This is a genomic window from Streptomyces sp. NPDC107559, from assembly GCF_055657365.1.
In genome coordinates this window covers 392,813-417,518 of record NZ_JBVKBD010000005.1, presented here as the reverse complement: position 1 = coordinate 417,518, position 24,706 = coordinate 392,813, and the positions used below count along the sequence as shown (strand labels likewise).

The 24,706-nt window shown below is 71.0% G+C and carries 25 protein-coding genes; 13 read left to right on the top strand and 12 right to left on the bottom strand.

All coding sequences use genetic code 11. From position 1 onward, the window contains the following. Positions 1-132 precede the first annotated feature (132 nt). The 3 genes from ACZ7OY_RS18995 to ACZ7OY_RS18985 form a co-directional block, all read right to left on the bottom strand. On the bottom strand, positions 133-561 hold the full coding sequence (locus ACZ7OY_RS18995) for a hypothetical protein (RefSeq protein ID WP_471912387.1): 429 nt from the start codon (positions 559-561) through the stop codon (positions 133-135). 107 nt (positions 562-668) lie between these two features. Continuing rightward, positions 669-1,268, bottom strand: a complete 600-nt coding sequence (locus tag ACZ7OY_RS18990; protein WP_471912386.1) for a hypothetical protein — start codon at positions 1,266-1,268, stop codon at positions 669-671. 272 nt (positions 1,269-1,540) lie between these two features. Continuing rightward, the gene (locus tag ACZ7OY_RS18985; protein ID WP_471912453.1) at positions 1,541-3,115 is read right to left on the bottom strand and encodes a beta-N-acetylhexosaminidase; all 1,575 of its coding nucleotides are present in this window, start codon (positions 3,113-3,115) and stop codon (positions 1,541-1,543) included. Positions 3,116-3,376: 261 nt separating this feature from the next. On the opposite strand from ACZ7OY_RS18985, the gene ACZ7OY_RS18980 reads away from it, so the two are divergent. The 5 genes from ACZ7OY_RS18980 to ACZ7OY_RS18960 all read left to right on the top strand — a co-directional run bounded on the left by ACZ7OY_RS18980 (position 3,377) and on the right by ACZ7OY_RS18960 (position 7,588). Continuing rightward, a complete protein-coding gene (locus tag ACZ7OY_RS18980; protein ID WP_471912385.1) occupies positions 3,377-3,979 on the top strand; it encodes a 2-oxo-4-hydroxy-4-carboxy-5-ureidoimidazoline decarboxylase in 603 nt (200 codons plus the stop codon). 202 nt (positions 3,980-4,181) lie between these two features. Continuing rightward, positions 4,182-4,562 carry a succinate dehydrogenase, cytochrome b556 subunit gene (gene sdhC / locus ACZ7OY_RS18975; RefSeq protein ID WP_133043130.1) on the top strand — a complete coding sequence of 127 codons (381 nt, stop codon included), beginning with the start codon at positions 4,182-4,184 and terminating at the stop codon, positions 4,560-4,562. Between the two features lie 5 nt (positions 4,563-4,567). Continuing rightward, a complete protein-coding gene (locus ACZ7OY_RS18970) occupies positions 4,568-5,050 on the top strand; it encodes a succinate dehydrogenase hydrophobic membrane anchor subunit (RefSeq protein ID WP_152893480.1) in 483 nt (160 codons plus the stop codon). 22 nt (positions 5,051-5,072) lie between these two features. Continuing rightward, a complete protein-coding gene (sdhA, locus tag ACZ7OY_RS18965) occupies positions 5,073-6,827 on the top strand; it encodes a succinate dehydrogenase flavoprotein subunit (RefSeq protein WP_375973435.1) in 1,755 nt (584 codons plus the stop codon). Then, positions 6,827-7,588, top strand: coding sequence for a succinate dehydrogenase iron-sulfur subunit (locus ACZ7OY_RS18960; RefSeq protein WP_471912384.1), 762 nt, complete (start codon positions 6,827-6,829; stop codon positions 7,586-7,588). Before sdhA ends, ACZ7OY_RS18960 begins: the two co-directional genes overlap by 1 nt. Before the next feature lie 64 nt (positions 7,589-7,652). On the opposite strand, the gene ACZ7OY_RS18955 is transcribed toward ACZ7OY_RS18960, so the two are convergent. Both ACZ7OY_RS18955 and ACZ7OY_RS18950 read right to left on the bottom strand, forming a co-directional pair. After that, the gene (locus ACZ7OY_RS18955) at positions 7,653-10,103 is read right to left on the bottom strand and encodes a DUF4132 domain-containing protein (protein ID WP_471912383.1); all 2,451 of its coding nucleotides are present in this window, start codon (positions 10,101-10,103) and stop codon (positions 7,653-7,655) included. 2 nt (positions 10,104-10,105) lie between these two features. Continuing rightward, a complete protein-coding gene (locus ACZ7OY_RS18950; protein WP_471912382.1) occupies positions 10,106-10,498 on the bottom strand; it encodes a hypothetical protein in 393 nt (130 codons plus the stop codon). Between the two features lie 181 nt (positions 10,499-10,679). Here ACZ7OY_RS18950 and ACZ7OY_RS18945 point away from each other — a divergent pair, with 181 nt between their 5' ends. The 5 genes from ACZ7OY_RS18945 to ACZ7OY_RS18925 all read left to right on the top strand — a co-directional run bounded on the left by ACZ7OY_RS18945 (position 10,680) and on the right by ACZ7OY_RS18925 (position 13,603). Next, positions 10,680-11,096 carry a VOC family protein gene (locus ACZ7OY_RS18945; RefSeq protein ID WP_471912381.1) on the top strand — a complete coding sequence of 139 codons (417 nt, stop codon included), beginning with the start codon at positions 10,680-10,682 and terminating at the stop codon, positions 11,094-11,096. A 136-nt stretch (positions 11,097-11,232) separates the two neighbouring features. Next, positions 11,233-11,640, top strand: a complete 408-nt coding sequence (locus tag ACZ7OY_RS18940) for a hypothetical protein (protein WP_471912380.1) — start codon at positions 11,233-11,235, stop codon at positions 11,638-11,640. Further along, a complete protein-coding gene (locus ACZ7OY_RS18935; protein WP_471912379.1) occupies positions 11,637-12,143 on the top strand; it encodes a thiol-disulfide oxidoreductase DCC family protein in 507 nt (168 codons plus the stop codon). Before ACZ7OY_RS18940 ends, ACZ7OY_RS18935 begins: the two co-directional genes overlap by 4 nt. 11 nt (positions 12,144-12,154) lie before the next feature. Next, positions 12,155-12,904, top strand: a complete 750-nt coding sequence (locus ACZ7OY_RS18930) for a TetR/AcrR family transcriptional regulator (RefSeq protein ID WP_471912378.1) — start codon at positions 12,155-12,157, stop codon at positions 12,902-12,904. A gap of 90 nt (positions 12,905-12,994) precedes the next feature. After that, positions 12,995-13,603 (top strand): Uma2 family endonuclease, encoded by a 609-nt coding sequence (locus ACZ7OY_RS18925; protein WP_471912377.1) that lies wholly within the window; start codon positions 12,995-12,997, stop codon positions 13,601-13,603. Here the strand turns inward: ACZ7OY_RS18925 and ACZ7OY_RS18920 are convergent. Continuing rightward, on the bottom strand, positions 13,596-16,025 hold the full coding sequence (locus ACZ7OY_RS18920) for an MMPL family transporter (RefSeq protein WP_471912452.1): 2,430 nt from the start codon (positions 16,023-16,025) through the stop codon (positions 13,596-13,598). The genes ACZ7OY_RS18925 and ACZ7OY_RS18920 overlap by 8 nt on opposite strands. A gap of 175 nt (positions 16,026-16,200) precedes the next feature. On the opposite strand from ACZ7OY_RS18920, the gene ACZ7OY_RS18915 reads away from it, so the two are divergent. Both ACZ7OY_RS18915 and ACZ7OY_RS18910 read left to right on the top strand, forming a co-directional pair. After that, positions 16,201-16,893: a response regulator transcription factor gene (locus ACZ7OY_RS18915; RefSeq protein ID WP_351610512.1), complete on the top strand. Its 693-nt coding sequence runs from the start codon at positions 16,201-16,203 to the stop codon at positions 16,891-16,893. Continuing rightward, a complete protein-coding gene (locus ACZ7OY_RS18910; protein ID WP_471912376.1) occupies positions 16,890-18,401 on the top strand; it encodes a sensor histidine kinase in 1,512 nt (503 codons plus the stop codon). The genes ACZ7OY_RS18915 and ACZ7OY_RS18910 overlap by 4 nt, the downstream gene beginning before the upstream one ends. A 58-nt stretch (positions 18,402-18,459) precedes the next feature. On the opposite strand, the gene ACZ7OY_RS18905 is transcribed toward ACZ7OY_RS18910, so the two are convergent. The 5 genes from ACZ7OY_RS18905 to ACZ7OY_RS18885 all read right to left on the bottom strand — a co-directional run bounded on the left by ACZ7OY_RS18905 (position 18,460) and on the right by ACZ7OY_RS18885 (position 22,680). After that, complete coding sequence (locus tag ACZ7OY_RS18905) at positions 18,460-18,864, bottom strand: ATP-binding protein (protein WP_375980851.1); 405 nt, start codon at positions 18,862-18,864, stop codon at positions 18,460-18,462. A gap of 110 nt (positions 18,865-18,974) precedes the next feature. Further along, positions 18,975-20,528, bottom strand: coding sequence for an ABC transporter substrate-binding protein (locus ACZ7OY_RS18900; RefSeq protein WP_471912375.1), 1,554 nt, complete (start codon positions 20,526-20,528; stop codon positions 18,975-18,977). A 316-nt stretch (positions 20,529-20,844) separates the two neighbouring features. Continuing rightward, the gene (locus ACZ7OY_RS18895) at positions 20,845-22,179 is read right to left on the bottom strand and encodes a metallophosphoesterase (RefSeq protein WP_471912374.1); all 1,335 of its coding nucleotides are present in this window, start codon (positions 22,177-22,179) and stop codon (positions 20,845-20,847) included. A gap of 21 nt (positions 22,180-22,200) precedes the next feature. After that, positions 22,201-22,440 carry an SCO4848 family membrane protein gene (locus ACZ7OY_RS18890; protein ID WP_471912373.1) on the bottom strand — a complete coding sequence of 80 codons (240 nt, stop codon included), beginning with the start codon at positions 22,438-22,440 and terminating at the stop codon, positions 22,201-22,203. Positions 22,441-22,542: 102 nt separating this feature from the next. Continuing rightward, positions 22,543-22,680, bottom strand: coding sequence for a hypothetical protein (locus ACZ7OY_RS18885; RefSeq protein ID WP_471912372.1), 138 nt, complete (start codon positions 22,678-22,680; stop codon positions 22,543-22,545). 22 nt (positions 22,681-22,702) lie between these two features. On the opposite strand from ACZ7OY_RS18885, the gene ACZ7OY_RS18880 reads away from it, so the two are divergent. Continuing rightward, positions 22,703-23,824 carry a D-alanyl-D-alanine carboxypeptidase family protein gene (locus ACZ7OY_RS18880; protein WP_471912371.1) on the top strand — a complete coding sequence of 374 codons (1,122 nt, stop codon included), beginning with the start codon at positions 22,703-22,705 and terminating at the stop codon, positions 23,822-23,824. Here the strand turns inward: ACZ7OY_RS18880 and ACZ7OY_RS18875 are convergent. Then, positions 23,778-24,695, bottom strand: coding sequence for a YihY/virulence factor BrkB family protein (locus ACZ7OY_RS18875; RefSeq protein ID WP_471912370.1), 918 nt, complete (start codon positions 24,693-24,695; stop codon positions 23,778-23,780). The genes ACZ7OY_RS18880 and ACZ7OY_RS18875 overlap by 47 nt on opposite strands. Between the last annotated feature and the right edge of the window lie 11 nt (positions 24,696-24,706).

The window sequence follows — 24,706 nt, the reverse complement described above, 5'->3', positions numbered from 1 at the left end:
CCGCGTGAAGTGGCTCCACGGGCATCTGCGTCTGTCCTGGCGGAAGTGTCACAGCGCACCGGATGGCGGCCCGGGCGCCGGGCCGGCCCACGCCCACGCCCGCGCTCGCACACAGCTCACCCGCTCACCCGCTCACCCGCCCGCGCCGCGCCCGGCCGCGTCCTGGCACAGCAGCCGCAGCGAACCCTGGCCCGCGAAACAGCGACGGGCCTCGTCGATCGGGTCCCACAGCCGGCCGTCCGGGGTGCGGATCAGGTACTCGCCGCCCGACACCCACCACTCCGCGCCGGTCTGACGGACGATCACCTCGCCCGCGTACGCGCCGAAGCCCCGCAGCACCCCCTCCACGGCGGCGTACGGGGTGCCCTCGCGCCCGATCTCCTCGATCGTCCGGTCGACCCGCCACAGGCTCGGTGCCCCGTAGTCGAGGCGCAGCCGCGCCCCCTCGCGCATGGCGCTCACCACGTCCGCCGCCCACCGCACCGGCCGGTTCGCCGCACGGGGTCTGGTCCCCCGCAGTGCGGCGTCCGTCGTCACCTGGCTCGTCAGATAGCTCGTCACATCGAGAAGAGCGAGGTCACCGGCCTTTTCGTCACCGGTTTCCGGGGCGATCGCGCAACCGGCTCAGGACCGCCCCACCTTCCCCGCACAACGCACACAGGACGCGCTCAGGAACGGGCCCTGGCCCCCTGCGCGCCGCGTGCCCGCCGTGACACCACCGCGCGCAGCACCCGCCGCCCCTCCGTGGACACGTCCAGCGCCGGGCGCAGTCCGCCCGCGCCGTGTTCGGCGAGCAGTTCCAGGACGCTGATCTGGCGGCGCAGTTCGGCGGCGACGAGCGGCGGCACGCTCACCAGACAACCCTCGGCGGGCGCCTCGCCCGCGCGGATGCGGTCGAGAGCGTCGTCCGGGGAGGCGTCCTCGACCGGATCGAGGATCCGGTGGATCTGCAGCGAGGCCACCGAGCAGGCGTCCGCCCACTGCCGCACCTCGGCGGTGGTCCGCCCGGCCGGGGCGGCGGTCAGCATCCGGTGGGCGAGGAGAGCGGCCTCGTTCCCCTCGGACTCCTCCGGCGCCACGAGCTTGCCGCGCACCTGTTCCAGCGACTCGCCCCAGTCGCCGCCGGAGCCTTCCGTCAGGCTGCCCCACAGCGGCCGCAGAACCTCGTCGTCACCGCCCAGCAGCGGCACACACCGATCCAAACAAGCCAGCCCGCTCGCGGTCAGCCCACGGTCGTCGGCCTGACCGATGAGGTCCACCAGGCTCATTCACGTCTCCCTTGTCGAGGCACCATTCCTTACGGAGCCCGCATCTCCCCTTACTGCGTGCGACCGCCCCGGTGTGTCACAGCGGGGCGGCCCGCCGATCCGGTCGAGCAGCGAAAAGCAGAGGGTTTTCAGCCAAAGGGACCACAGGAGTCACAGGAACACAAGGGGTCACTTAAAGATCACTGAGAATCACTGGACCTGGAAAGACCTCGGAAGCCGCCGGTCCCCGCGGCAGCGAACACCGGCCGGAGCGCGGCACCAGCACCCCGGGCTCACCCCAGCCGGGCCGCCAGTGCCGTGAACTGCGTCCAGGTCAGGGCGGGGGTGCCCGGGTCCCACAGTTTCTGGACGGTCGCCCGCAGCGGCATCCGGACACCGGCCGCGACCTGGTCCTGGGTCTGGGAGTTCGCGAGGTCGCACCAGACCGCGAAGGAACCGCCGAGGATCTGGTCGTCGTACTTGGCCGGCACGGCCGCCGTCTTGCGCAGGACGCGTGGGTTCCACTGCTCGTAGATCCGCTTGCCCGTGGGGTAGACGAAGGTGTTCGGCTCGCCGAGCACGTAGTAGAGGAACTCGTCGTTGTAGTTGAGCACCTTGCGGCCCGCGTCCAGGTACTCCTCCGGCTGCCGGGCGCCGATCTCCTTGCCGGTCCAGTAGGCGACCTGGAGGTCCTTGGCGGGCTGCACGGACGTGTGGCGGAAGAAGCCGTCGTTCCAGACCCGCATCGTGCGGTCGTGGCGGCGGACGGTGTCGGCGCGGTCGCCGAGCCAGCCGGTGGCGAGGTCGGCGACGGTGCCGGAGGAGCCGTACGCCGCCCTGGCCGCGGTGGCGAGCTGCGGATAGGCGGCCTCCGGGTCCGACGCCGTCAGCGCCTGGTACTCGTCGCCGCCGAGGTGCCACTGACCGCCGGGGAACAGGCCGGCGTACTCGCCGAGCAGATCGTCGACGAGGCCGGCGGAGTCGTCCTTCGCGATGTCGATCGCGCCGCGGGTGGCGACGCCCTGCGCGTTGCGCAGCTGGAGGTCGGGGTGGGCGGCGATGGCGGCGCCCAGGTGGCCGGGCGAGTCGATCTCCGGCACGACCGTGATGTGCCGGCTCTGTGCGAGCGCGACGATCCGCGCGACCTCCGCCTTCGTCAGATGCTGCGCGGACACGATCTCCGGATGGGTCGCCGACTCGATCCGGAAACCCTGGTCGTCGGAGAAGTGCAGCCCGAGCTCGTTGTACTTCAGGTCGCCCAGTTCCCGCACCCGGTCCTCGATCCAGGCCGCGGTGAAGTGCTTGCGCGCGATGTCCAGCATGAACCCGCGCCGCGGCTTGGCCGGCTCGTCGTGCACGACGCCCTCCGGGGCCGTACCGCCGCCGTGCACCTCCTGTTTGAGGGTGCGGGTGCCGTAGAAGACGCCCGCGTCGGCGGGCCCGCTGATGGTCACCCGGCCGCCGCGCACGGTCATGGCGTACGACTCCGGGTCCGCGCCCTCGTCGTCGTTCAGCGCCAGCCGTACGTCCCCGTCGCGCACGTCGTCCTTCTCGCCCCCGTACGCCATCCCCAGCTCACCGGCGATCAGCCGCCCCTCGTCGGCCAGCTCGGGGTCGCTGACCACCACCCGGTAGCCGGACCGCGGCCGCCAGCCGGGGCCGCGCGCCGGGGTGTGGTCGCGCACCGCGGGGATGGTCTGCGGGGCCTGGGAGAGGGGATAGACCCGGGTGGACGACGGGCTGGGGGTCGCGGCCTGGCCGGCCGAGGAGGCGGCACCGGAGTCCCGGCCCGCGGGGGCCCCGTCGTCGCCGAAGGCCCAGACTCCGAGCCCGGCGCCGAACGCGGTGACCGCGGCCCCGATCCACAGCGCCCGCCGGCCCGCCCCCTTCTTCGGCGCCCGGCGCCTGCGCCGGCCCACGCCTTTCTGCTGGCCCACGCCTTTCTGCGGCGCCCGGCGCCTGTGCTGACTCACCACGCCAACCTACGGCCACTCGCAGGCCGCGGCTGTCCACCACACGTTCCGAAACTCTCCCGTGCGGGTGAAAACCGGGCATCCGCCGGACATGAACCCGACCACTCTCGATACGGTGTCGTCACATCTCTCTCAGCATCCCCTGCCGACACACACGTGACGCGAGGACCCACGCTGCCTGCGCACCGCATTCCTCATCTCCCCGGCCGAGTGGCCATACCCACCGTCCCGGCACAGACCCGCACCGCGCCCTCCGCGCATCTGCTGGAGGGGTTCAACACCGCGCCCGCCGACGACGCCCGCCGGCTGCTCCTGGACTGCCTGCGCAGCCTGCGCTGGGCCAGGCGCGTCGCCGACCACCGCCCCTATCCCGACCTGGAGTCGCTGCTGGCCGCCTGCGACGAGGCGGCGTACGACCTGACCCCGGGCGATCTCGCGGAGGCACTGGCGAGCGAGACCCTGCCGACCCTGCCGTACGGGACCTACTCGGCAGCCCATACTGCACTGAGCGCGGCCCACGCGGCCTACGAGGCGCGCTTCGGACATGCGTTCGTCATCTGTCTGGACGAAGTGGCCCGGGACGAAACGCCCGACCGTGTACTCGAAGGCATCCGGTCACGATTGACAAACGATCCGGAGGAAGAACGGGTCGTCACGGCGGAGGAACTGCGGAATCTGGCCAAGGGAAGGCTGGCCGCCCGCCTCCGGGGCGCAAGGAACCCAGCACTCGGAACAAATGGTCCCTCATCCGGCGAATAAGACATGATCCCCCGTCATGACGCGCCCGCCAATAGCCCGTACGTGCCCCTTTGCGTGCCAGTTTGATCACACCGGCAGGCCCCGTGTAAGCGCCACGCGCACACGTCGCTACGATGCTGGGGGCCGGTGGACCGTACCCGGCCGGGCCCGACCGACACCCAAGCCGGCGCGGCCCTAATCCCCGCTCCCGGAGGGTTCTTCCGTGCCGGCTGGAACGCTGTACCGCGGCCGGGAAGGAATGTGGTCCTGGGTGGCTCATCGAGTCACCGGCGTCCTCATCTTCTTCTTCCTGTTCGTTCACGTGCTGGACACCGCTCTCGTTCGCGTGTCCCCCGAGGACTACGACAAGGTCGTAGCCACGTACAAGACCCCGATCGTCGGGCTGCTGGAGTATGGCCTCGTCGCGGCCATCCTCTTCCACGCGCTCAACGGCCTGCGCGTCATCGCCGTCGACTTCTGGTCGAAGGGCCCGCGCTACCAGAAGCAGATGCTCTGGTCCGTCGTCGGCATCTGGGTCGTGCTGATGATCGGGGCGATCTACCCCGTCCTCGGCCACGCCGCTCGTGAACTGTTCGGGAGCTGACGTCGATGTCCACTGCTGAAACCACCGCTTCCGGGATCGGCCCCGTCGAGGGCGCTCCCCTTTTCGACGTCGACAACCCGGCGCCCCTCATCGAGGCCCCGCGGGCCCGCACCAAGAAGACCCCGAAGTCCACGCGTGGCAACTTCGAGATGTACGGCTGGCTGTTCATGCGCCTGTCCGGCATCGTGCTGGTCGTCCTGGTCCTGGGCCACCTGCTCATCCAGCTCGTGCTGGACGGCGGCGTCTCCAAGATCGGCTTCGCCTTCGTGGCCGGCCGCTGGGCCTCGCCGTTCTGGCAGGTCTGGGACCTGCTGATGCTGTGGCTGGCCATGCTCCACGGCGCCAACGGCCTGCGCACGGTCATCAACGACTACGCGGAGCGCGCGAACACCCGGCTGTGGCTCAAGGGCCTGCTCTACACCGCCACGGTGTTCACCATCCTGCTGGGCACGCTGGTGATCTTCACCTTCGACCCGAACATCCGCTAGGCACGGGGCTGAGGCAACCACCATGAAGATCCACAAGTACGACACCGTCATCGTCGGCGCCGGCGGCGCCGGCATGCGCGCCGCCATCGAGTCGACGAAGCGCAGCCGCACCGCCGTGCTGACCAAGCTCTACCCCACCCGCTCCCACACGGGCGCCGCGCAGGGCGGCATGGCCGCCGCGCTGGCCAACGTGGAGGAGGACAACTGGGAGTGGCACACCTTCGACACGGTCAAGGGCGGTGACTACCTGGTCGACCAGGACGCCGCCGAGATCCTGGCGAAGGAGGCCATCGACTCCGTCCTCGACCTGGAGAAGATGGGCCTGCCGTTCAACCGGACCCCGGACGGCACCATCGACCAGCGCCGCTTCGGCGGTCACAGCCGCAACCACGGCGAGGCCCCGGTCCGCCGGTCCTGCTACGCGGCCGACCGCACCGGCCACATGATCCTCCAGACGCTGTACCAGAACTGCGTGAAGGAGGGCGTGGAGTTCTTCAACGAGTTCTACGTCCTCGACCAGCTGATCACCGAGGTCGACGGCGTCAAGAAGTCCGCCGGTGTGGTCGCGTACGAGCTGGCCACCGGCGAGATCCACATCTTCCAGGCGAAGGCCGTGATCTACGCGTCCGGCGGCACCGGCAAGTTCTTCAAGGTGACCTCCAACGCGCACACCCTGACCGGTGACGGCCAGGCGGCCGTCTACCGCCGTGGTCTGCCGCTGGAGGACATGGAGTTCTTCCAGTTCCACCCGACCGGCATCTGGCGCATGGGCATCCTGCTGACGGAGGGCGCCCGCGGTGAGGGCGGCATCCTTCGCAACAAGGACGGCGAGCGCTTCATGGAGAAGTACGCGCCGGTCATGAAGGACCTCGCGTCCCGTGACGTCGTCTCGCGCTCCATCTACACGGAGATCCGGGAGGGCCGCGGCTGCGGTCCCGAGGGCGACCACGTCTACCTCGACCTCACCCACCTCCCGCCGGAGCAGCTCGACGCCAAGCTGCCCGACATCACCGAGTTCGCGCGCACCTACCTCGGCATCGAGCCCTACACGGACCCGATCCCGATCCAGCCCACCGCGCACTACGCCATGGGCGGCATCCCGACCAACGTCGAGGGTGAGGTCCTGTCGGACAACACCACCGTCGTCCCGGGCCTGTACGCGGCCGGCGAGGTCGCCTGCGTCTCGGTGCACGGCGCGAACCGCCTCGGCACGAACTCCCTGCTCGACATCAACGTGTTCGGCCGCAGGGCGGGCATCGCGGCGGCGGAGTACAGCCAGAAGGCGGACTTCGTCGAGCTCCCGGAGAACCCGGAGTCCCAGGTCGTCGCGCAGATCGAGCATCTGCGCACCTCCACGGGCACCGAGCGGGTGGCGACGCTGCGCCGCGAGCTCCAGGAGACCATGGACGCCAACGTCATGGTGTTCCGCACCGAGCAGACGATCAAGACGGCGGTCGAGAAGATCGCCGAGCTGCGCGAGCGCTACCGGAACGTGTCGATCCAGGACAAGGGCAAGCGGTTCAACACCGACCTGCTGGAGGCCGTCGAGCTGGGCAACCTGCTCGACCTGGCCGAGGTCATGGCCGTCTCCGCACTGGCCCGCAAGGAGTCCCGCGGCGGTCACTACCGCGAGGACTACCCGAACCGCGACGACGTCAACTTCATGCGCCACACCATGGCGTACCGCGAGGTGGGCGACGACGGCTCCGAGTCGATCCGTCTCGACTACAAGCCGGTCGTCCAGACCCGCTACCAGCCGATGGAGCGTAAGTACTGATGGCAACCCCCGTTCTGGACAAGGTCGAGGCGGAGTCCGCCGCCTCCCCCTACATCACGGTCACCTTCCGGATCCGCCGCTTCAACCCGGAGATCTCGGACGAGTCGACCTGGGAAGACTTCCAGCTGGAGATCGACCCCAAGGAGCGGGTCCTCGACGGCCTCCACAAGATCAAGTGGGACGTCGACGGCACCCTCACCTTCCGCCGCTCCTGCGCCCACGGCATCTGCGGCTCGGACGCCATGCGGATCAACGGCAAGAACCGTCTGGCCTGCAAGACGCTGATCAAGGACCTCAACCCCGAGAAGCCGATCACGGTCGAGCCCATCAAGGGCCTGACGGTCCTCAAGGACCTGGTCGTCGACATGGAGCCGTTCTTCCAGGCGTACCGCGACGTCATGCCCTTCCTCATCACGAAGGACACGAACGAGCCGACCCGCGAGCGTCTGCAGTCGGCCGAGGACCGCGAGCGCTTCGACGACACCACGAAGTGCATCCTGTGCGCGGCCTGCACCTCGTCGTGCCCGGTCTTCTGGAACGACGGCCAGTACTTCGGTCCGGCGGCCATCGTCAACGCCCACCGCTTCATCTTCGACTCGCGTGACGAGGCCGGCGAGCAGCGGCTGGAGATCCTCAACGACCGCGACGGCGTGTGGCGCTGCCGTACGACCTTCAACTGCACGGACGCCTGCCCGCGCGGTATCGAGGTCACCAAGGCGATCCAGGAAGTGAAGCGAGCGCTGATCACGCGCCGCTTCTGATCTTCTGGTCATACCCTCGGGGCCCTGTTTTCCGTCACTTCGGAAGCAGGGCCCCGAGGCGTTCTCACAGCTGGCTGAGGATCGTGGGATCGGTGATCGCCAGATCGTCCGCCAGCAGCATCGCCTTGCTGAGGATCACCGCCAGCATCCGGTCGCCCTCGAACGGCAGGTAGCCGGTCTGGGGTTCGCCCGCCCCGGACTTCGCCACGATGCACAGATACCGGTCGTCCGGGCTCATCAGGATGTTCCCCGAGCCCAGGTGGATCCGGTACGTGTGGCGCTCGCCCTTCACATGCAGGAAGCGCCCCTCCAGGGTGCAGCGGTCGGCTATCGCCAGACGGGGTATCAGCCGGTCGAGGAGCGCGCGGCGGGTCTGGGCGGTCTCCGTCAGGTCGCCGAAGCCGTACGACGTCCAGTACTCCTGGAAGCGGCCGCCGGGGCCGCCGTCCTGCCAGGTCGGGTCGTTGCCGACGCTCGCGACCCCCACGAACAGATCGACGTCGCGCAGGACCTCGGACAGGACGAGGGGCGGGATCTCGGTGAGGGGCAGGGGCTCGACCGGGTTCTCGTCGGGGCCCAGCCACATGCGGTACTCGCCGCCGTGGCAGTGCGCCGAGTTCTCGGGGGCGTCGATCGGGTAGAAGCGCACCTGGTCGGTGCGCAGCCGCAGATAGCTGCCGGACTCGGTGGTGTCGTCGCCGTACTGGCCGTCGCCCTCGATCCAGTACTCGGCGCGCAGGCCCCACTGGGGCAGCTCCCGGGTGGCCGGGGGCGCCTCGTCGTCGACGCAGAGGCGGAGCTTGTTGCGCCAGCCCCTGACGGCGGCCAGGGAGTTGAACTGGTGCTGGCGCACGAAGTGGGCGGCGAAGCGGTTGGAGTAGGTGCCCGTGGCGCGCTCGGCGTCGGTGAGGAGGTACACCTCGCGGTGGGCCTGCTTGAAGGGCTGGGTGATCTCGTGCCGCTCCAGCCAGTCCCGCCAGGCGACGACCTCGGCGGGCTCCCGGCCGACCGGGTGCCACAGGGCGACCTCCGCGCCGCCGGTGACCGGATCGTCGGTGAGGGTGCGCAGTTCGCCGTCCGCGAAGCCGACCGGGGTGCCGTCGACGGTCCACAGCAGCCGGCGGGCCAGGGTGCCCACGAGCGGGTGGTCGAGGTAGCGCTCGCGCCAGGTGCCGTACGCCCAGGTGCGCCGGGCGAGGAGCTGCCGGTCCAGGCGCTCGGCCTGCGCCGACAGCATCTTGTCGATGTCCTTGACCGCGGCCTTCAGCTCTTTGAGCTCGTCGGCGTGGTCGCGGCGCACGGCCGCGGGCACGCTCTTCACGGCCTTTCCGGCGGCGTTGCGCCAGCTCAGTACGGCACGGGTGCCCTGGACCTCGACGAGGGCGGTGGTCTCGCCGAGGACGCGCCGGGTGTGCCCGACCTCGTCGAGCCCGTAGGACGGGACGGCGAGCTCCTCGATCTCCTCGCGGCTGAGCCCGAGGGCGGCGGCCCGCGCCTCCAGGGCGCCGTCGACGAGCTTCGCCGTGGCCTTGTACGTCACCCGGGTGGCCAGCCGGGCCAGTTCGGCGAGAGCGGCCTCGCTGTCGACGCGGGACAGCGCGATCACACCGGCGTTGGCGACCTTGGGGTTGCGCGGGCCGACTCCGGCGACCTTCTTCAGGGAGGTCTCGACGAGCGCACCGAGGGCCCGGGCGGTGTCCGGGTGGGGCGGCAGGAGGGAGACCAGCCAGGCGAGGCCGCGCAGGGCGTTGGCGTTGTAGGGGTCGTAGAGGTCGTTCAGGTCCGACCCGTACATCCGGCCGGACAGCGGGAAGGTCCGGGGGCGGCCGGCGAGGGCGAGCCAGGGCAGCACGGTGACGCGGACCCGGTCGGCGCCGAGGGCCTCGACGAGGGCGCGGGCCCGCTGGTCCCACTTGGCGGAGGGCTTGGAGGCGGTGGCGGTCGTCAGGTGGGTCAGCAGGGCCTGCCAGTCGGGGCCGGTGCCGTCCCGCAGGGCCCGCTCGGCCCATTCCTCGCCGACGTTGAGGGCGGGCTCCGTGAGCTTCTTCGCCAGGTCTCCCGCGTCCGAGACGCGGTAGGTGTCCATGACGGTGCGGCGGATCACCGCGACGACGGCAGGGGCCAGCGGGCGGCCGGTCGCCAGCTCGGCCTCGACGAGCCCGGCCAGCCGCTCGTACCAGAAGATGTACTGCGTGCCGAGTTCGTCGAGCTGCCTCAGCCGCTCCGCAGCGAGCCGGTCTCCGGGCAGGCCCCGGCAGACGACGCCGAGCAGGGTGAGCGCGTTGGTCCGGGCGTCCGACTCCTCGCCGACCGAGGGGTAGCGCTTTACCAGCGCGTCGGCGAGCCGGGTCCGCTGCTCGGCGGGCAGCTCCTTCAGCAGGTCGAGGACCGCGGTCCAGCCGGCGCCCCAGTGTCCGTCGTAGGCCACGGCGACCTTGAGGGCCTCGGTGGCGAGCTCCCCCATGTTGCCCTCGTCCGCCCACGCGCGGATCCGCTGCAGATGTGAGCGGGCCATCGTCATCCCCCCACCAGCGCGACGAGCTTGAGGAAGGTGACCTCGGTGCCCAGGAGCAGGTCGATCTCCTCGTCGAGGTCCGTCACCTGACGGTCTCCCACGAGCACCAGGAAGCCGTTGCCCGCGAACGCCTTGAGCGCCAGAGCGGTCTGCGCCTCCGGGTCTATCCGGCGGGGGGTGCGCAGCGCGTAGCCGTTCAGCACGCGCTCGGTGTCCTCGGGCTGCACGAGCCCCTGGAACACCCCCGGCTGCCGCGCGTTGTACTCGGCGACCTCCTGGAAGACCCGCCGCCGGATCAGCTCGCGCAACGCGAGCCGCTCCTCGGCGATCTCGATCCCCCAGCCGGCGCCCCGGTCCCCACTGGTCGTCTCGTCGACGAACGTCACCATTCCCATGCCGAAGACAGTACGAGCCGCCACTGACAACCGGCCGCCGGGTCCGGATCCCCGGGCCCACCGCGGCTGTTCGGGGCGGGCCGGGCGGGAGCGGACGGCGCTTCACCTCAACGGGTGATCACATGTTCGGCCCGCGGTCAGCCCCTCCGCACCGCATCCGGCCCGCCCCTAACCTGACGGAATGTCAGACGACGTGTCATACGAACTCCTCGGACTCGACAACGTACTGCTGCCCGTAGGGGATCTCGGCGAGGCCGTGGGCTTCTACGAGCGCGCCGGACTCCCGGCGGCCTTCCGGCTCGACGACGCCGGGATCGCGCTGCTGAAGGTGGGCAAGGAGACCCCGGGCGTACTGCTGCGGCTGGACGAGGCGCTGGGCCACCGGCCGCCGCCGTGGGCGTCGCCGCGGCTGTGGCTGGAGGTGCCGGACGCCCGGTCGGCAGCCCGCTCGCTGGCCGCCGCCGGCATCACGCCCCTGGAGGAGCCCTTCTCCACCGCCACCGGCTGGACCGTCGAGTTCGCGGACCCCTGGGGCAACGTCATCGGCCTGACGGACTACACCAAGCGCCCCGAACTGGCCCGCAGCGCAAGGCGGTAGACCGGCCGTCAGGCAGGGCCGGGATTCGACTTGAACATGTTCAAAAGGAGGTCTACATTCATCCCCGACAGCATTTTGAACGCGTTCAAGAAAGGCGCGTTCAAGGAGACGTGTTCAAGAAGGGGAGGGGACGGACATGGATCTCACGGTCGTGGCGTACGTCATCTATCTGGTGGTCAGCATCGCGCTGACGATCTGGGTGGCGCGCACGCTCAGCCGCAACGGGCGGGTCTTCCTGGCGGACGTGCTGCACGGGAACGAGAAGCTCGCGGACGCCGTCAACCATCTGCTGGTGGTCGGCTTCTACCTGGTCAACCTCGGCTTCGTCGCGCTGTACCTGAGCGGCGACGACACCATCGGCGACACCCGCGAGGTCTTCGAGGCCCTGTCGACCAAGCTGGGCGTGGTGCTGCTGGTGCTGGGCGTGATGCACCTGGGCAACGTGTACGTGCTCAGCCGGATCCGGCGGCGCGGGGTGCTGGAGCGGGAGCAGGTGCCGCCGGTCGCCCCGCAGGGCTGGGTCGCCCCCACCACCGGGGCGTGAGCGGCGTGCCGGCCACCGCCGCGGACCGGGACGCCCCGCGCGTCCCGGTCCGCGGGCTCACCGTGCTGTACGACGCGCAGTGCTCACTGTGCACCTTCGTGCGCGACTGGCTGGTGCGCCAGCGCCAGCTGGTGCCGCTGGAGTTCGTCCCGGCCGCCTCGGCCGAGGCCCGGGGGCGCTTTCCCGGCCTCGACCACGACGCCACACTGGACGACGTGACGGTCGTCGGCGACGGCGGCCAGGTCTACCGGGGCGCGGCCGCCTGGGTCGTCACCCTGTGGGCACTGCGCGAACACCGGCCGCTCGCCCACCGGCTGAGCACCCCGTCCGGGGCGAAGCTCGCCAAGGGCGCCGTCCTCGCCGCCGCCAGGTGGCGCGGGAGCCAGTGGGGCGGCCGGGCCTACCCGCGCACGGACGGCTGGTCCTACGATCCCGCCCACGGGTGGACGTACGACGGCCCAAGCTCCCCCGGCTGCGACGACGGCACCTGTCGCACTCGTTAGGCTCTCCTACCGTGCCTGCGAACAACGAGAGCCCCGGCGACGGCGACACGCCCAGCAAGTCCGAGCAGACCCGCGCGCTGATCCTGGAGACGGCGATGCGGCTGTTCCAGGAGCGTGGCTACGACAAGACGACCATGCGGGCCATCGCCCAGGAGGCCGGGGTCTCCGTCGGCAACGCGTACTACTACTTCTCCGGCAAGGAGCACCTGATCCAGGGCTTCTACGACCGCCTCGCCGCCGAGCACCGGGAGGCGGTCCGGGAGATCCTGGACCGGGAGACGAGTCTGGAGGCGCGGCTCGCCGGGGTGCTGCGGACCTGGCTGGACGTCGCCACGCCGTACCACGAGTTCGCGGTGCAGTTCTTCAAGAACGCCGCCGACCCCGACAGCCCGCTCAGCCCCTTCTCCCCGGAGTCGGAGCACGCGCGCGTGGAGGCCATCGGCGTCCACCGGGAGGTGCTCGCGGGGGCGAAGACCAAGGTGGCCCCCGAACTGCGGGACGTGCTGCCGGAGCTGATGTGGCTCTCCCAGATGGGGCTCGTCCTGTACTGGATCTTCGACCGGACGGCGGGGCGCGAGCGCAGCTACCGCCTCGCCGAGCGCGGCGCCCGCCTCACCGGACGCGGCGTGGCGCTGGCCCGCTTCCGGGTGCTGCGGCCGCTGGTGCTGGAGGTCCACGAGCTGTTCACGGACTTCCTGCCGGGGATGACGAAGGCGCTGCCGGACCCGGCGCGCAAGGGGCGGGGAGCCGAGGCGGAGTGATCACTTTCGGATGAAGCGGTTCGAAGGGGACACCGATGGTCCCGGCTGCCTACGATGATGCTCTCGACACCAGCCCACGAGAGGCACGCGATGTCCGCAGCATCCGTCGAACGGCCCCACGGAGACCGTCCGCTGATCGCGGAGGCCAATCGGCTCATGGACCGCAATCCGGGCTACCGCGTCGAGATCATCGGAGGCCAGATCCTCGCGTCCCCGCCGCCCGACGGCCCGCACGCCGTGGCCCTGACCGACCTCATGGTCCCTTTCATCTCCGCAGGACTGCAGGGCATCGACACCCGGGTCGTCCAAGGCGTCGGCCTCTGGCTGCCGACCGGCGCCGAGGACTACGCGATCCCCGACCTGTCCCTGGTAGACGCCGACTTCCGGGACCACTTCGTCGAGAACAACTGCTACGACCCGGTCTGCTTCCGCCTGGTCCTGGAGGTCACCTCAAGCAACTGGAAGACCGACCTGCGCCACAAGGTCAAGGCCTACGCCGGCGCCAAGATCCCGGTCTACGTGATCGTCGACCGCAAGCACCAGCGCCTCCACGTCCTGACCGACCCCGCCGGGGACGACTACGAGAACCACCGCCCGTACTCCCCCGGCGAAGTCGTCACTCTGCCCGCGGTCATCGGCGCCGAGGTCACTCTCGACGTCAACGCGATTCTCGAGGCGGGCCGGTCGGACGCTAGTTGACCGCGTCCACCTCCCCCTCGGCCAGCTCCACGTCGTACACCAACGGTCCGTCCGCCACCGTCACCTGCCGGACCTGCGGGCCGTACGGTCCCGCCGTCACCGTCAGCAGATAGGCGCCCGGTCCCGGTACCGACACGATGTACGAGCCGTCGGCCAGGGAGGTCACCCGGTCCAGCCGGCTGCCGTCCGCGGACAGCAGCGTCACGCTCGCACCCTCGGCCGGCTCATCGTCCGCCGTACGGACGAAGCCGTGGACCACCGTGGCGGGGCCCTCGTCCTCGGTGTCCGGGCGGGGCGGGTCCGACGGGGCCTCCTTCGGCTCCACCGCGAGATGCGGCAGCCGCTTGTCCAGCCAGGCCGGCAGCCACCAGTTGGAGCCGCCCAGCAGGTGCATCACGGCCGGCACCAGCGCCGTACGCAGGACGAACGCGTCCAGCGCCACCGCGGCCGCCAGGCCGACGCCCGCCACCGCCGCGCCCGCGTCACCGCTCAGGACGAACGCCAGGAACACACAGACCATGATCAGGGCCGCGCTGTTGATGACCCGGCTGGTCTCCGCCAGGCCGACCCGGACCGCGCGGGCGTTGTCGCGGGTGTGCACCCACTCCTCGTGCATCCGGCTGACCAGGAACACCTGGTAGTCCATGGACAGGCCGAACAGCAGGGACAGCATGATGACCGGCAGGAAGGCGTTGATCGGCCCCTCCTTGCCGAGGCCGAGCAGGCCCAGGCCCCAGCCCCACTGGAAGATCGCGACCAGCACGCCGAAGGAGGCCGCCGCGGCGATCAGGTTCATCACCGCGGCCGTCAGCGGCACCATCAGGGAGCGGAAGGCGACCAGGAGCAGCAGGAAGCTCAGGCCGATGATGGTGACGACGAAGAGCGGCAGCCGGTCGCCGGTGACGGACGCGAAGTCCTTGGAGACCGCGGTGACCCCGCCGACGTGCGCGCTCACGCCCGAGCGCGGGATGACCTCGTCGCGCAGGGTGTCGATGAGGTCGTCGGTCTCCTTGGACTGGGGCGAGGTGGTGGGCACGACCTGGATGACGGTGACGCCCTGAGCGGGCGGCAGCGCGGCCACCCTGGCCACCCCGTCGGTCGCCTCGATCCCCTTGACGAGCGCGCTCGTGCCTCCGTCGGACGTGACCACCTGGAGCGGGCCGTTGAAGCCGGGCCCGAAGCCCTCCGCGAGCAGGTCGTACGCCTGCCTGGTGGTCGTCGTGGTGTCGTCGTTGCCCTGGTCGGTGGCGCCCAGCCGCAACGACAGCACGGGCACGGCGAGTACGGCCATGACGGCCACGGCGACCACCGCGACCAGGCGCGGACGCCGCTGCACACCCGCCGACCAGCGCGCCGCGAGCCCGCTCGCACGCTCCGGCTCGGGGCCCTCGGCGGCCAGCCTGCGCCGCTGCCTGCGGCTGAGGACGCGCGGACCGAGCAGACCGAGCAGGGCGGGCAGCAGGGTGGTGGCCGCGAACACGCTCAGCACCACGGTGAGGGAGGTGCCGATGACCACGCCGTCCAGGAAGCGCAGGTTCGTCACCAGCATCCCGGCCAGCGCGATGCACACCGTGCCGCCCGCGAACAGCACCGCCCGGCCCGAGGTGTTCAGGGCGGTGACCGCCGCCTCCTCCGGGTCGACGCCGCGCAGCAGGCCGCGCCGGTGCCGGGTGACGATGAACAGGGCGTAGTCGATGCCGACGCCGAGGCCGATCAGCGAGGAGAGCAGCGGGGCCAGGTCGGGGACGGCGGTGACGTGGCTGAGCAGCTGGGTCGAGAACAGGCCCGTGCCGACGCCGAAGATCGCCACGCCGATCGGCAGGGACATCGCGGCGAGCGAGCCGAAGGCGAGGAACAGCACGACCGCCGCGGCCGCGAGACCGACCATCTCGGCCAGGCCCGTGGGCGGTTCCTGCGCGCGCTGGATGGCCTGGCCGCCGAGCTCGACCTGGAGCCCCCTGGCCTGGACCCCCACCTTCCGCGCGGTGTCGACGACGTCCTGGACGAGCTCCTTCGGGACGGCGTTGGCCCGCTCGGTGAAGGTGATCTGGGCGTAGGCGATGCGCCCGTCGCCGCTGATCTGCGCCGCGCCGCGCGGGGAGTAGGGGTCGACGACCTCCCCGACGCCGTCCATCTTCGCGATCTTCGCCAGCGCGGGCTCGATCAGGTCCCGTACGTCCTGGTCCCGGACCGTTCCCCGGTGGAGGTCGTCGACCTTCCACACCACCGTGTCGGTGTCGCCCGCGCGCTCGGGGAAGGCCTTCTCCATCAGGTCGTAGGCCTTCGTGGAGTCCGTGTTCGGCAGGGCGAAGACGTTCGCGTAGTCCGTGCCCGCCGTCGAGGCCGAGAAGCCCAGCCCGAACAGCGCCCCCACCCACAGCAACAGGACCACGAGCCGGTGCCGGTAGCACCACCGTGCCAATGCCGCCACGTTCACATCTCCTTGTTCGATGACCGGCCGGTCGACCGGTCCCCCCGGGCCAGGGCAACAGCATCGGCGGCGCCGGGCGCGCAGGGACACGGCTCACGCACGACTCTCAAGGAACTCCAAAGCGGCAACCGGCCCGGCGCCGGGTCTGCGCACCGATACTGGGGGCATGTCGACCGCCCCCGGCACCGTGCTGGTCGTGGAGGACGAGCCGAGCATCGCGGACGTCCTCACCATCGCGCTGCGCTACCACCGCTTCGAGGTGATGACCGCGGGCACGGTCCGCGAGGCGCTCGCCCTCGCGGAGCGCACGCGGCCCGACGTCGCGCTGCTCGACGTCATGCTGCCGGACGGCGACGGCCGCGCCCTGGGCCGTGAACTGCGCCTGCTGCAACCACAGTTGGCACTGGTGTTCCTGACCGCGCGGGACTCCCCTGCCGAGATCGTCGGCGCGCTCGGCTTCGGTGACGACTACATCACCAAGCCGTTCAACATCGACGAGGTGATCGCCCGGATCACCGCGGTGCTGCGCCGCACCCGGCCCGCCGACGTCCTGCCGCAGCGGCCCCCGCTGCGCCACGGCGACCTGGAGCTGGACGAGACGACGTACTCGGTGCACCGCGCCGGGCGCACGGTCGAGCTCACCCCCACCGAGTACGCGCTGCTGCGCTTCCTGGTGCGCAACGGCGGACAGATCGTGCCCAAGGAGCAACTCCTGCGCCACGTCTGGCAGTACGAGCACACCCCGCCGGAGTCGACGGTCGTCGAGACCTACATCAGCTATCTGCGCCGCAAGCTGCACATCCCGGGAGAAGCGCCGGTGATCACCACCCGGCGGGGCGTCGGATACGGGCTGGCATGAGACTCCCGGCACTCCCGCCGCGCCCCGCGCTCGCGCGGCCCCGCCGCGCCCGGGGCACCCACTCGCTGCGCGTCAAGCTGACCCTGGCCAACGTGGGGCTGCTCGCCCTGGGCATCATCGCCGCCACCGCCGTCAGCATCATGGGCATGCAGCACTACCTGCTCGGCCAGATCGACTCCCAGCTGACCAAGACCCGTGACTCGCTGTCCGGTTCGCATCTGACGCTGCGGCAGATCGACTCGTTCGCCGCGCTGGGTCTCATCCGCGAGCACATCACCTCCGAGCGGGCCGAGGACCGTCCGGCGCCGGACACCGTCTTCGTCGCCGTGGACGGCGAGTCCGGCACGGCCGTCTCGGTCCTCGGGATCGCCCCGACCGACACGCAGCGCGGACTGGCCCGCGCGGTCGGCGACCCGCGCGGACTCGTCGACGACGCCGAACCCCGGGACGTGACGGTGGACGGCACCCCGTACCGGGCCACCGCGATCCGGCTGTCCGACGGCACGGACATCCTGCTGGCCATCTCGACGGACGCCCTGCACAAGGGCATCGCCAAGGCGCTCAAGCTGGACCTCGCCGTCGGCACCCTGCTGCTGGCGCTGCTCGCCTGTCTCACCCTGTTCAGCGTGCGCCGCCGGATGCTGCCGCTGGAGGACATGGTGGAGACCTCGTCGGCGATAGCCGAGGGGGACCTGACCCGGCGGATACCGTCCCGGCACCAGCCGACGCACGAGGTCGAACAGCTGCGGCTGGCCCTCAACGCCATGCTCCACCAGGTGGAGTCGGCCTATCGCACGCGCGAGCGCACGGCGGCGCAGCTGCGCCGGTTCGTCGCCGACGCCTCGCACGAGCTGCGCACCCCGCTGTCCGCGATCCGCGGCTACCTCCAGCTGTACGACCGGGGGATGCTGCGCGAGCCCGCCGAACGCAAGCGGGCCTGGGACCGGATGATGGCGGAGGCCGACCGCATGGGACATCTGGTGGACGAGCTGCTCCTGCTCGCCCGTCTCGACCAGCAGCCCGAACTGCGGCTGCACAACGTCGACGTCAGCGCCCTGGTCCGGGACGCGGCCCAGGACCTGCGGGCGCAGCAGCCCGGACGGCCCGTCTCGGTCGGCGCCGACGGCGCGCTGCTGGTGCACGCCGACGAGTCGGGGCTGCGTCAGGTGCTCGGCAACCTGGTGGCCAACGTGCGCACCCACACCCCGCCGGACGTGCCGGTGCGGCTCGGGGTGGAACGCTCGGACGGTGTCGTACGGCTGTGTGTGGCGGACGAGGGTCCCGGGCTGGCGGCGGAGGACGCGTCGCGTGTCTTCGACCGCTTCTTCCGGGCCGGCGGCGGCGCGGGCAGCGGTCTGGGCCTGGCGATCGTGCAGGGCGTCGTACGGGCGCACGGCGGCGATGTCGCGGTGCGCACGGCGCCCGGCGCGGGCCTCGCGGTGACGGTGACGCTGCCCGCGGCCCGTGGCACGGCCGTGCGGGCCGGCTCCGGCTCCGGCTCCGGCTGAGGCTGGAACTGGGGCTGAGGCTGGGGCTGGGGCGGTGTGTCCAGGTTCCGTGCGGAGGTCAGGCGCCGGGGGCCAGGACCAGTGCCCAGACCGTCTTGCCGTGCCGGCCCCGGCCCCACACTCCCCAGGCCGCGGCGACCCGCTCCACGAGGTGCAGGCCCCGTCCGGCCTCCGCGTACTCCCCGACCACCCGCAGCCGAGGCTGCACACGGCCCTCGTCGGACACCTCGATGAGGCAGGAGCCGTCGGCCAGCGCGGTCACCGCCACCTCGAACTCCCGCTCCTGCAAAGGCCCGTGGCGTACGACGTTGGTGGCGAGCTCGGACACCAGCAGGACCGCGTCGTCGAGCGCCGGTTCGCCGGGCGAGTGCCCCCAGTCGGACAGGTGGTCCCGCACCCGGCGCCGGGCCAGCCCGACGGACGCCGGGTGCCGGGGCAGCCGGAAGGAGTTGCGTCTCATCACGTCTGCTCCCCGTCCCGCACACAGCTTCGCCACAGAGTGCCGCCCGGGGGTGACTGCCCGCCGGGACCCCGGTCCAAGCCAGGTCCCCGGATCCGGGCCGGGCGCGATGGTCAGATCCAGGTCAGCCGCCAGAGCCGGAACATGCCGTTGCCGTCCGAGAGGTACTGACCGCCGCCGACGTCCTCGGTGCTGACGACGTACTCCTTGCGCTGCCACAACGGGATCAGCGGTACATCCGCGGCGACGTCCGCCTGGAGCGCCCGGAAGTCGTCGCTGACCCGGCCGCGGTCGGCGGTCTGCCGGGTGGCGAGGATCAGTTCGTCGACGTGGCTGTTGCGGTAGCCGGTGTTCATGGTGCTGCCGGTACCGACGAGCGGGGCGGCGAAGGTGTCCGGGTCGGGGTAGTCGGCGACCCAGCCGACGGCGTACGCGTCGAGCCTGCCGCCGGCCCACCGCTTCTGGAAGTCGGTCCACTCGTATCCCTTGACCGTCACCTGGAACAGGCCGCCGGCCTCCAGCTGGCGCTTGAGTTCCGCGGCCTCCTCGGCGGCGGCGCCGCTGCCCAGGGCGTAGCCGTAGGTGAAGCGGACCGGGGCGCTCACCCCTGCCTCGGCCAGCAGCTGCCCCGCCCGGGCCGGATCCGGCCCGGGGTAGGCGTCGAAGAACGGCGTGCTGTGGCCGGTGATACCGGCCGGGATCAGCGAGTACAGCGACTCGACGGTGTCCGCGTACACGGTCGCGGCCAGCCGGTCCCGGTCGACCAGCCAGGCCAGGGCGCGGCGGACGCGGGCGTCGTGCAGCGGGGAGCCGGCGCGGGTGTCGAAGTACAGGTTGCGGGTCTCCGAACCGGCCGACTCGAAGACCCGCCGGTCGGGGTCGCTCGCGGAGAGGCCGGCGAGGAACCGGGGCGGCAGCTGCCGCCCCGCGACCTGGACCCGGTGGCTGTTCCAGGCGTTCTCCAGCGCCCCGGCGTTCTTGTAGTAGCGCAGCTCGACGGGCTGCCCGATGCCCAGGGCGCCCCGGTACCGCTCGTTGGGCGCCAGGACCGCCGTACGGCCCTTCGTGTACGACGTCAGGGTGTACGGCCCGCTGCCGTCGACGCCGGAGCGGGTGCGCAGGGCGTCCCCCGGATAGCGCGTGCTGTCGACGATCGAGCCGGCGCCGGTGGCCACCTTGAACGGGAAAGTGGCGTCGGACGCCGACAGATGGAAGGTGACGGTCGAGCCCTGGGCGTCCACCGAGGCGAGGGTGGAGAACAAGGACACCGGCCCGACAGGTGAATTGATCTTCTTGATCCGGTCGAAGGAGAACTTCACGTCCTCGGCGGTCATCACCCGGCCGCTGGGGAATGTGATGTCCTTGCGCAGCCTGCACTGATAGGTGTGTAAGCCGCCGTCCGGGAAGGAACAGCTCTCGGCCGCGTCCGGCACGGGGTCGCTGCCGCCGGGCTCGAAGGTGAGCAGCGACTGGAAGACATTGCTGTACAACGCCCAGGATCCGGCGTCGTAGGCACCGGCCGGATCGAGCGAGGTGACGTTGTCCGTCGTACCGACCGTGATGGTGCCGTCCTTGCCGCTCTTCGCCGGCAGCAGCTGCCAGCCGCCGGCCGCGACCGCCGCCAGCACGAGCAGCGTCGCCAGAATTCTCCCGCGAACGGATCGCACGGTGCCCTCCCCAGGCGCCCCAGCGCAATGCCGCTCCTCTCGGGACCTGCCCGGCAAGCCCTGGCGGCGCCGTCACCTAACCACAGGCGATTCCGGTGGGGAAAGGGAATTCAGGTGAGATTCCGGTGACCGGAGAAAGAACATGCAGGCCGTTATCCAGGAACGGTTGCACAGGAATCTCACAAGGCGCTGACGAGGAACCGGAATCCACAGTGTCAAAGAGTTCCCGACCGAATTCCGATCATTCTCGATCCGGCCCTTCTTGATCCGGTCATTCTCGATCTGACCCCTCTTGATCCGGTCAGGTCTGATCCGATCAAGTCTGCTTCGACGCCAATTCGATCACGGTGATGTCCGAAGGCGCGCCCACCCGGGTCGGCGGCCCCCAGGCGCCCGCGCCCCGGGAGACGTACAGCTGGGTGTCGCCGTAGCGCTCCAGGCCCGCCACCGTCGGATTGGCCGCCGCCGCGATGAAGTTGCCGGGCCACAGCTGACCGCCGTGGGTGTGGCCGGAGAGCTGGAGGTCGACGCCGTGCTCGACCGCCTGGTGGATCTGGACCGGCTGGTGAGCCATGAGCACGCACGCGCGTGCCGGGTCGCGGTCGTCGAGCGCCTTGGCGAAGTCGGGCCCCTGGCCCTCGCTCTCGCCGCGCAGGTCGTTGACACCGGCGAGGTCGAAGTACGGCATCTCGGTACGGGCGTTCTCCAGGGGGTGCAGGCCCAGACGGCGGACCTCCGCCACCCACTGGGCGGCGCCGGAGAAGTACTCGTGGTTGCCGGTGACGAAGAAGGACCCGTGCCGGGCCCTCAGTTGCGCGAGCGGTGCCGCGGCCGGACCCAGGTCCTTGACGCTGCCGTCGACCAGGTCGCCGACGACCGCGATCAGGTCGGGCTGGGTCGAGTTGATCGTGTCGACGACCTTCTGGGCGAAACCGTGCCCGAGGACCGGGCCGAGGTGGATGTCGCTGACCACCGCGATCCGGTAACCGTGGGCGGCGCGCGGGAGTTTGGCCAGCGGGACGGTGACCCGCTTGACCCGCGGGCCGCGCAGGACGCCGTAGGTGCCGTAACCGACCGTGCCGACGGCGGCCGCGGCAGCGGCGCCGGCGACGACACGGGAGACGAAGAGCCGACGGGAGGGCTCGGCGGACGGCCGGGCCGACTCGGGGGATCCCGCGGGGTCGGCGGGGCCGTCGGATTCGGCGGAGGCCGCGGGGTCGGCGGGCGTCGCGGGAGGCGGGGAATCCGGGAGACCGGCCTGCTGCATGCCGGTCTGCGGCACGGTCGCCGGTGCGGTCTCGGGCCGCGGTACGGCCACGGCGGCGGCCGCCCGCCGGTCGGGGAAGCGGCGCAGCAGGGGCCGTACGGCCTCGCCGGCCAGCATCGCGAGCAGCAGGTAGATCGACAGGGCCAGCCACAGGAAGCCCGGCCAGGCCAGCGTCCGCTGGAGCCAGAAGGGGGCCCCGGCGCGCTCGGCGACGAGGGCGCCGACCGCCAGCACCCAGCCGCCCGCGATGACGAGGGCACCCGCGCGGCGCGCGCGTCCCGGGCCACGGGTCGTGTCGCGGAACAGCCGTTGCCACAGGTAGCGGTTGGCCGCCACCAGCACGCCCAGGACCGTCAGGGCGAGCAGCGCGAAGACGATGACCACTGTGCGTATCCCCTGTGTCCGTTATGACGTGCCGCGCAGTGCGCGCAGTCCGCGCAACCCGATGAGCCCGATGACCGTCCCCCATACGAAGGAGGCGACGGCGAGCGCCAGATGCACCCAGAAGTACGCGGTGGGATGCCCGTTGTCGAACGCGAGCCCGCTTGTGTCCTTGAACAGGTTCTTTACGAAAGTGACCCAGATGACCAGACTCCACACCCCGAAGGCGAGCAGGAACCAGGAGACCGGGCGGCTGAGCTTCATGCGTTCAGTATCGCCGCCCGGTGTCCGGTTCCGTGACCGGGGTGGGGTGGCTGCTGGGACTTCGCGGGGTGGGACATGTACGTTCTCGATCGTGCCCGCACTTCATACGACCGTCCGGCGATCCCTGTTGGTCATTCCCGCGACCTGTCTGTCCCTCGCGCTGACCGCGCCCGCCTCTTTCGCGAGCCCGAGTCCGTCGACCAGCCCGTCGGCGAGTCCGTCGGCGAGTCCGTCGGCCACGCCCCCGGCGAACATGTCGCGCGTGGGCGGTGAGCGGCTCGGCCGGGCGGGGGCGCAGGCCGATCTGGGCGCCGGTGCACCCGTACTGCCGAAGGACCTGACCGCGCGCTCCTGGATCGTCGCCGACGCCGAGTCCGGCCAGGTGCTCGCCGCGGCCAACGCCCACTGGCGGCTGCCCCCGGCGAGCACGCTGAAGATGCTGTTCGCCGACACCCTGCTGCCGAAGTTCCCCAGCAGCGAGAAGCACAAGGTCACCACCGCCGACCTGGCGGGCATCGGGTCCGGCTCCAGCGTGGTGGGGATAAAGGAGGAGGAGACCTACACGGTCCACGACCTGTGGCTCGGTGTCTTCCTGCGCTCCGGGAACGACGCGGTGCACGTGCTGTCGGCCATGAACCATGGCGTGGACAGGACCGTCGCGGAGATGAACGCGCATGCCGAGGAACTCCAGGCCCTCGACACGCATGTGGTGACACCGGACGGCTACGACGCCCCGGGGCAGGTCTCCTCCGCCTACGACCTCACCCTGTTCGCCCGCTCGGGACTTCAGAAGAAGGACTTCCGCGAGTACTGCTCGACCGTGCGGGCCGAGTTCCCCGGCAAGACGTCGAAGAACGCCAAGGGCAAGTCGGTCCGCGAGACCTTCGAGATCGAGAACACCAACCGGCTGCTGAGCGGCGACAGCGACGTCTCGGTCTACCAGGGCATCGCGGGCGTCAAGAACGGCAACACCACCAACGCGGGCGCCACCTTCACCGCTGTCGCCGAGCGAGGCGGCCGGGTACTGCTCGTCACGGTCATGAATCCGGGCAAGGAAGAGCACAACGAGGTCTACAAGGAGGCCGCGAAGCTGCTGGACTGGGGCTTCAACGCAGCAGGCAAGGTACGGCCGGTGGGTGAGCTGGTGGCACCGAGGGGTGCCGCCCAGTCCGTCGTCCAGCCGGGCGCCACCGGGCCCGACGGGGAGAACCCCGGCGGCGTCGCGGGGTCCGGGAAGCCGGTGGCCTCGGCGCCCTCCGGCGGCTCCGGCGGGATGGGGATCGCGCTCGCGATCAGCGGCGGGCTGCTGGTGGTCCTGGCGGCCGGCGCGTTCCTGGTCAACCGCCGCTGGCCGCTGCCGGATCTGATGCGCCGCCGCCGCTGACCTCGCCGCCTCCGGCCTCGACGCCCTTGCCCTGCGTCGCCGTCCAGGCGGCGCAGTACAGCAGCAGCTTCGCGGTGAAGTTGATCCACAGCAGCAGGGCGACGGGCACGCCGAACGCCCCGTACATGCTCTTGGTGGCCACGCCCTGCATGTAACCGCTCAGCAGCAGCTTCAGCAGCTCGAAGCCGACCGCGCCGAGCAGCGCGGCCACCAGGAGCCGGCGGCGCTGCGGTTCGACGCCCGGCAGCAGGGTGAGGAGATAGAGCAGCAGCAGGAAGTCGGCGAGCGCGGAGACGGCGAACGCGGCGACCCGCAGCAGGACGCTGCCCCAGCCGTGCTCGTCGAGCCCGACGCTCCTGGCGCCCCACCCGACGGCGGAGGAGGCGAGGGTGGACGTGCCGAGCGTGATCATCAGTGCGCCGCCGAGGCCGACGAGGACACCGGCGTCCTTGGCCTTGCGCAGGAAGGGGTTCTCGTCGCTGTCGGGCAGCTCCCAGACCGCGCGCAGACAGTCGCGCATCTGGCCGACCCAGCCGATGCCGGTGACCAGCAGCACGGCGGCGGCGATGAGACCGACGGTACCGGCGTTCTGGATCAGGGCGTCGAGGTCCAACTGGTCGGAGATGCCGGGCACTTGCTCGGAGATCTTGTCCTCGATGGCCTTCTGCCGTGCGGGGCTGAGGGTGGCGGCGGCGATCGCGGCACCCACCGTCAACAGCGGGAAGAGCGCGATGAAGCTGATGAAGGTCATCGCGGCGGCCAGTCTGGTCCACTTCACCCGGTCCAGACGTTCGTACGAGCGCCACGCGTGCGTGGCCATCAGGCGCGTGGCCGGCGGCCCGATCCAGGGGAGCTTCTTCAGCCAGTCCATGATCCGCCCCT

Bases quoted from the DNA above. Each gene is read 5' to 3' on its own strand.
- sdhA (WP_375973435.1), top strand. From the start codon at position 5,073: ATGAAGATCCACAAGTACGACACCGTCATCGTCGGCGCCGGCGGCGCC.
- ACZ7OY_RS18910 (WP_471912376.1), top strand. From the start codon at position 16,890: ATGAGACTCCCGGCACTCCCGCCGCGCCCCGCGCTCGCGCGGCCCCGC.
- ACZ7OY_RS18950 (WP_471912382.1), bottom strand. From the start codon at position 10,498: ATGGGAATGGTGACGTTCGTCGACGAGACGACCAGTGGGGACCGGGGC.
- ACZ7OY_RS18890 (WP_471912373.1), bottom strand. From the start codon at position 22,440: ATGAAGCTCAGCCGCCCGGTCTCCTGGTTCCTGCTCGCCTTCGGGGTG.
- ACZ7OY_RS18970 (WP_152893480.1), top strand. From the start codon at position 4,568: ATGTCCACTGCTGAAACCACCGCTTCCGGGATCGGCCCCGTCGAGGGC.
- ACZ7OY_RS18960 (WP_471912384.1), top strand. From the start codon at position 6,827: ATGGCAACCCCCGTTCTGGACAAGGTCGAGGCGGAGTCCGCCGCCTCC.
- ACZ7OY_RS18940 (WP_471912380.1), top strand. From the start codon at position 11,233: ATGGATCTCACGGTCGTGGCGTACGTCATCTATCTGGTGGTCAGCATC.
- ACZ7OY_RS18875 (WP_471912370.1), bottom strand. From the start codon at position 24,695: ATGGACTGGCTGAAGAAGCTCCCCTGGATCGGGCCGCCGGCCACGCGC.
- ACZ7OY_RS18925 (WP_471912377.1), top strand. From the start codon at position 12,995: ATGTCCGCAGCATCCGTCGAACGGCCCCACGGAGACCGTCCGCTGATC.
- ACZ7OY_RS18945 (WP_471912381.1), top strand. From the start codon at position 10,680: ATGTCAGACGACGTGTCATACGAACTCCTCGGACTCGACAACGTACTG.
- ACZ7OY_RS18915 (WP_351610512.1), top strand. From the start codon at position 16,201: ATGTCGACCGCCCCCGGCACCGTGCTGGTCGTGGAGGACGAGCCGAGC.
- ACZ7OY_RS18990 (WP_471912386.1), bottom strand. From the start codon at position 1,268: ATGAGCCTGGTGGACCTCATCGGTCAGGCCGACGACCGTGGGCTGACC.
- ACZ7OY_RS18955 (WP_471912383.1), bottom strand. From the start codon at position 10,103: ATGGCCCGCTCACATCTGCAGCGGATCCGCGCGTGGGCGGACGAGGGC.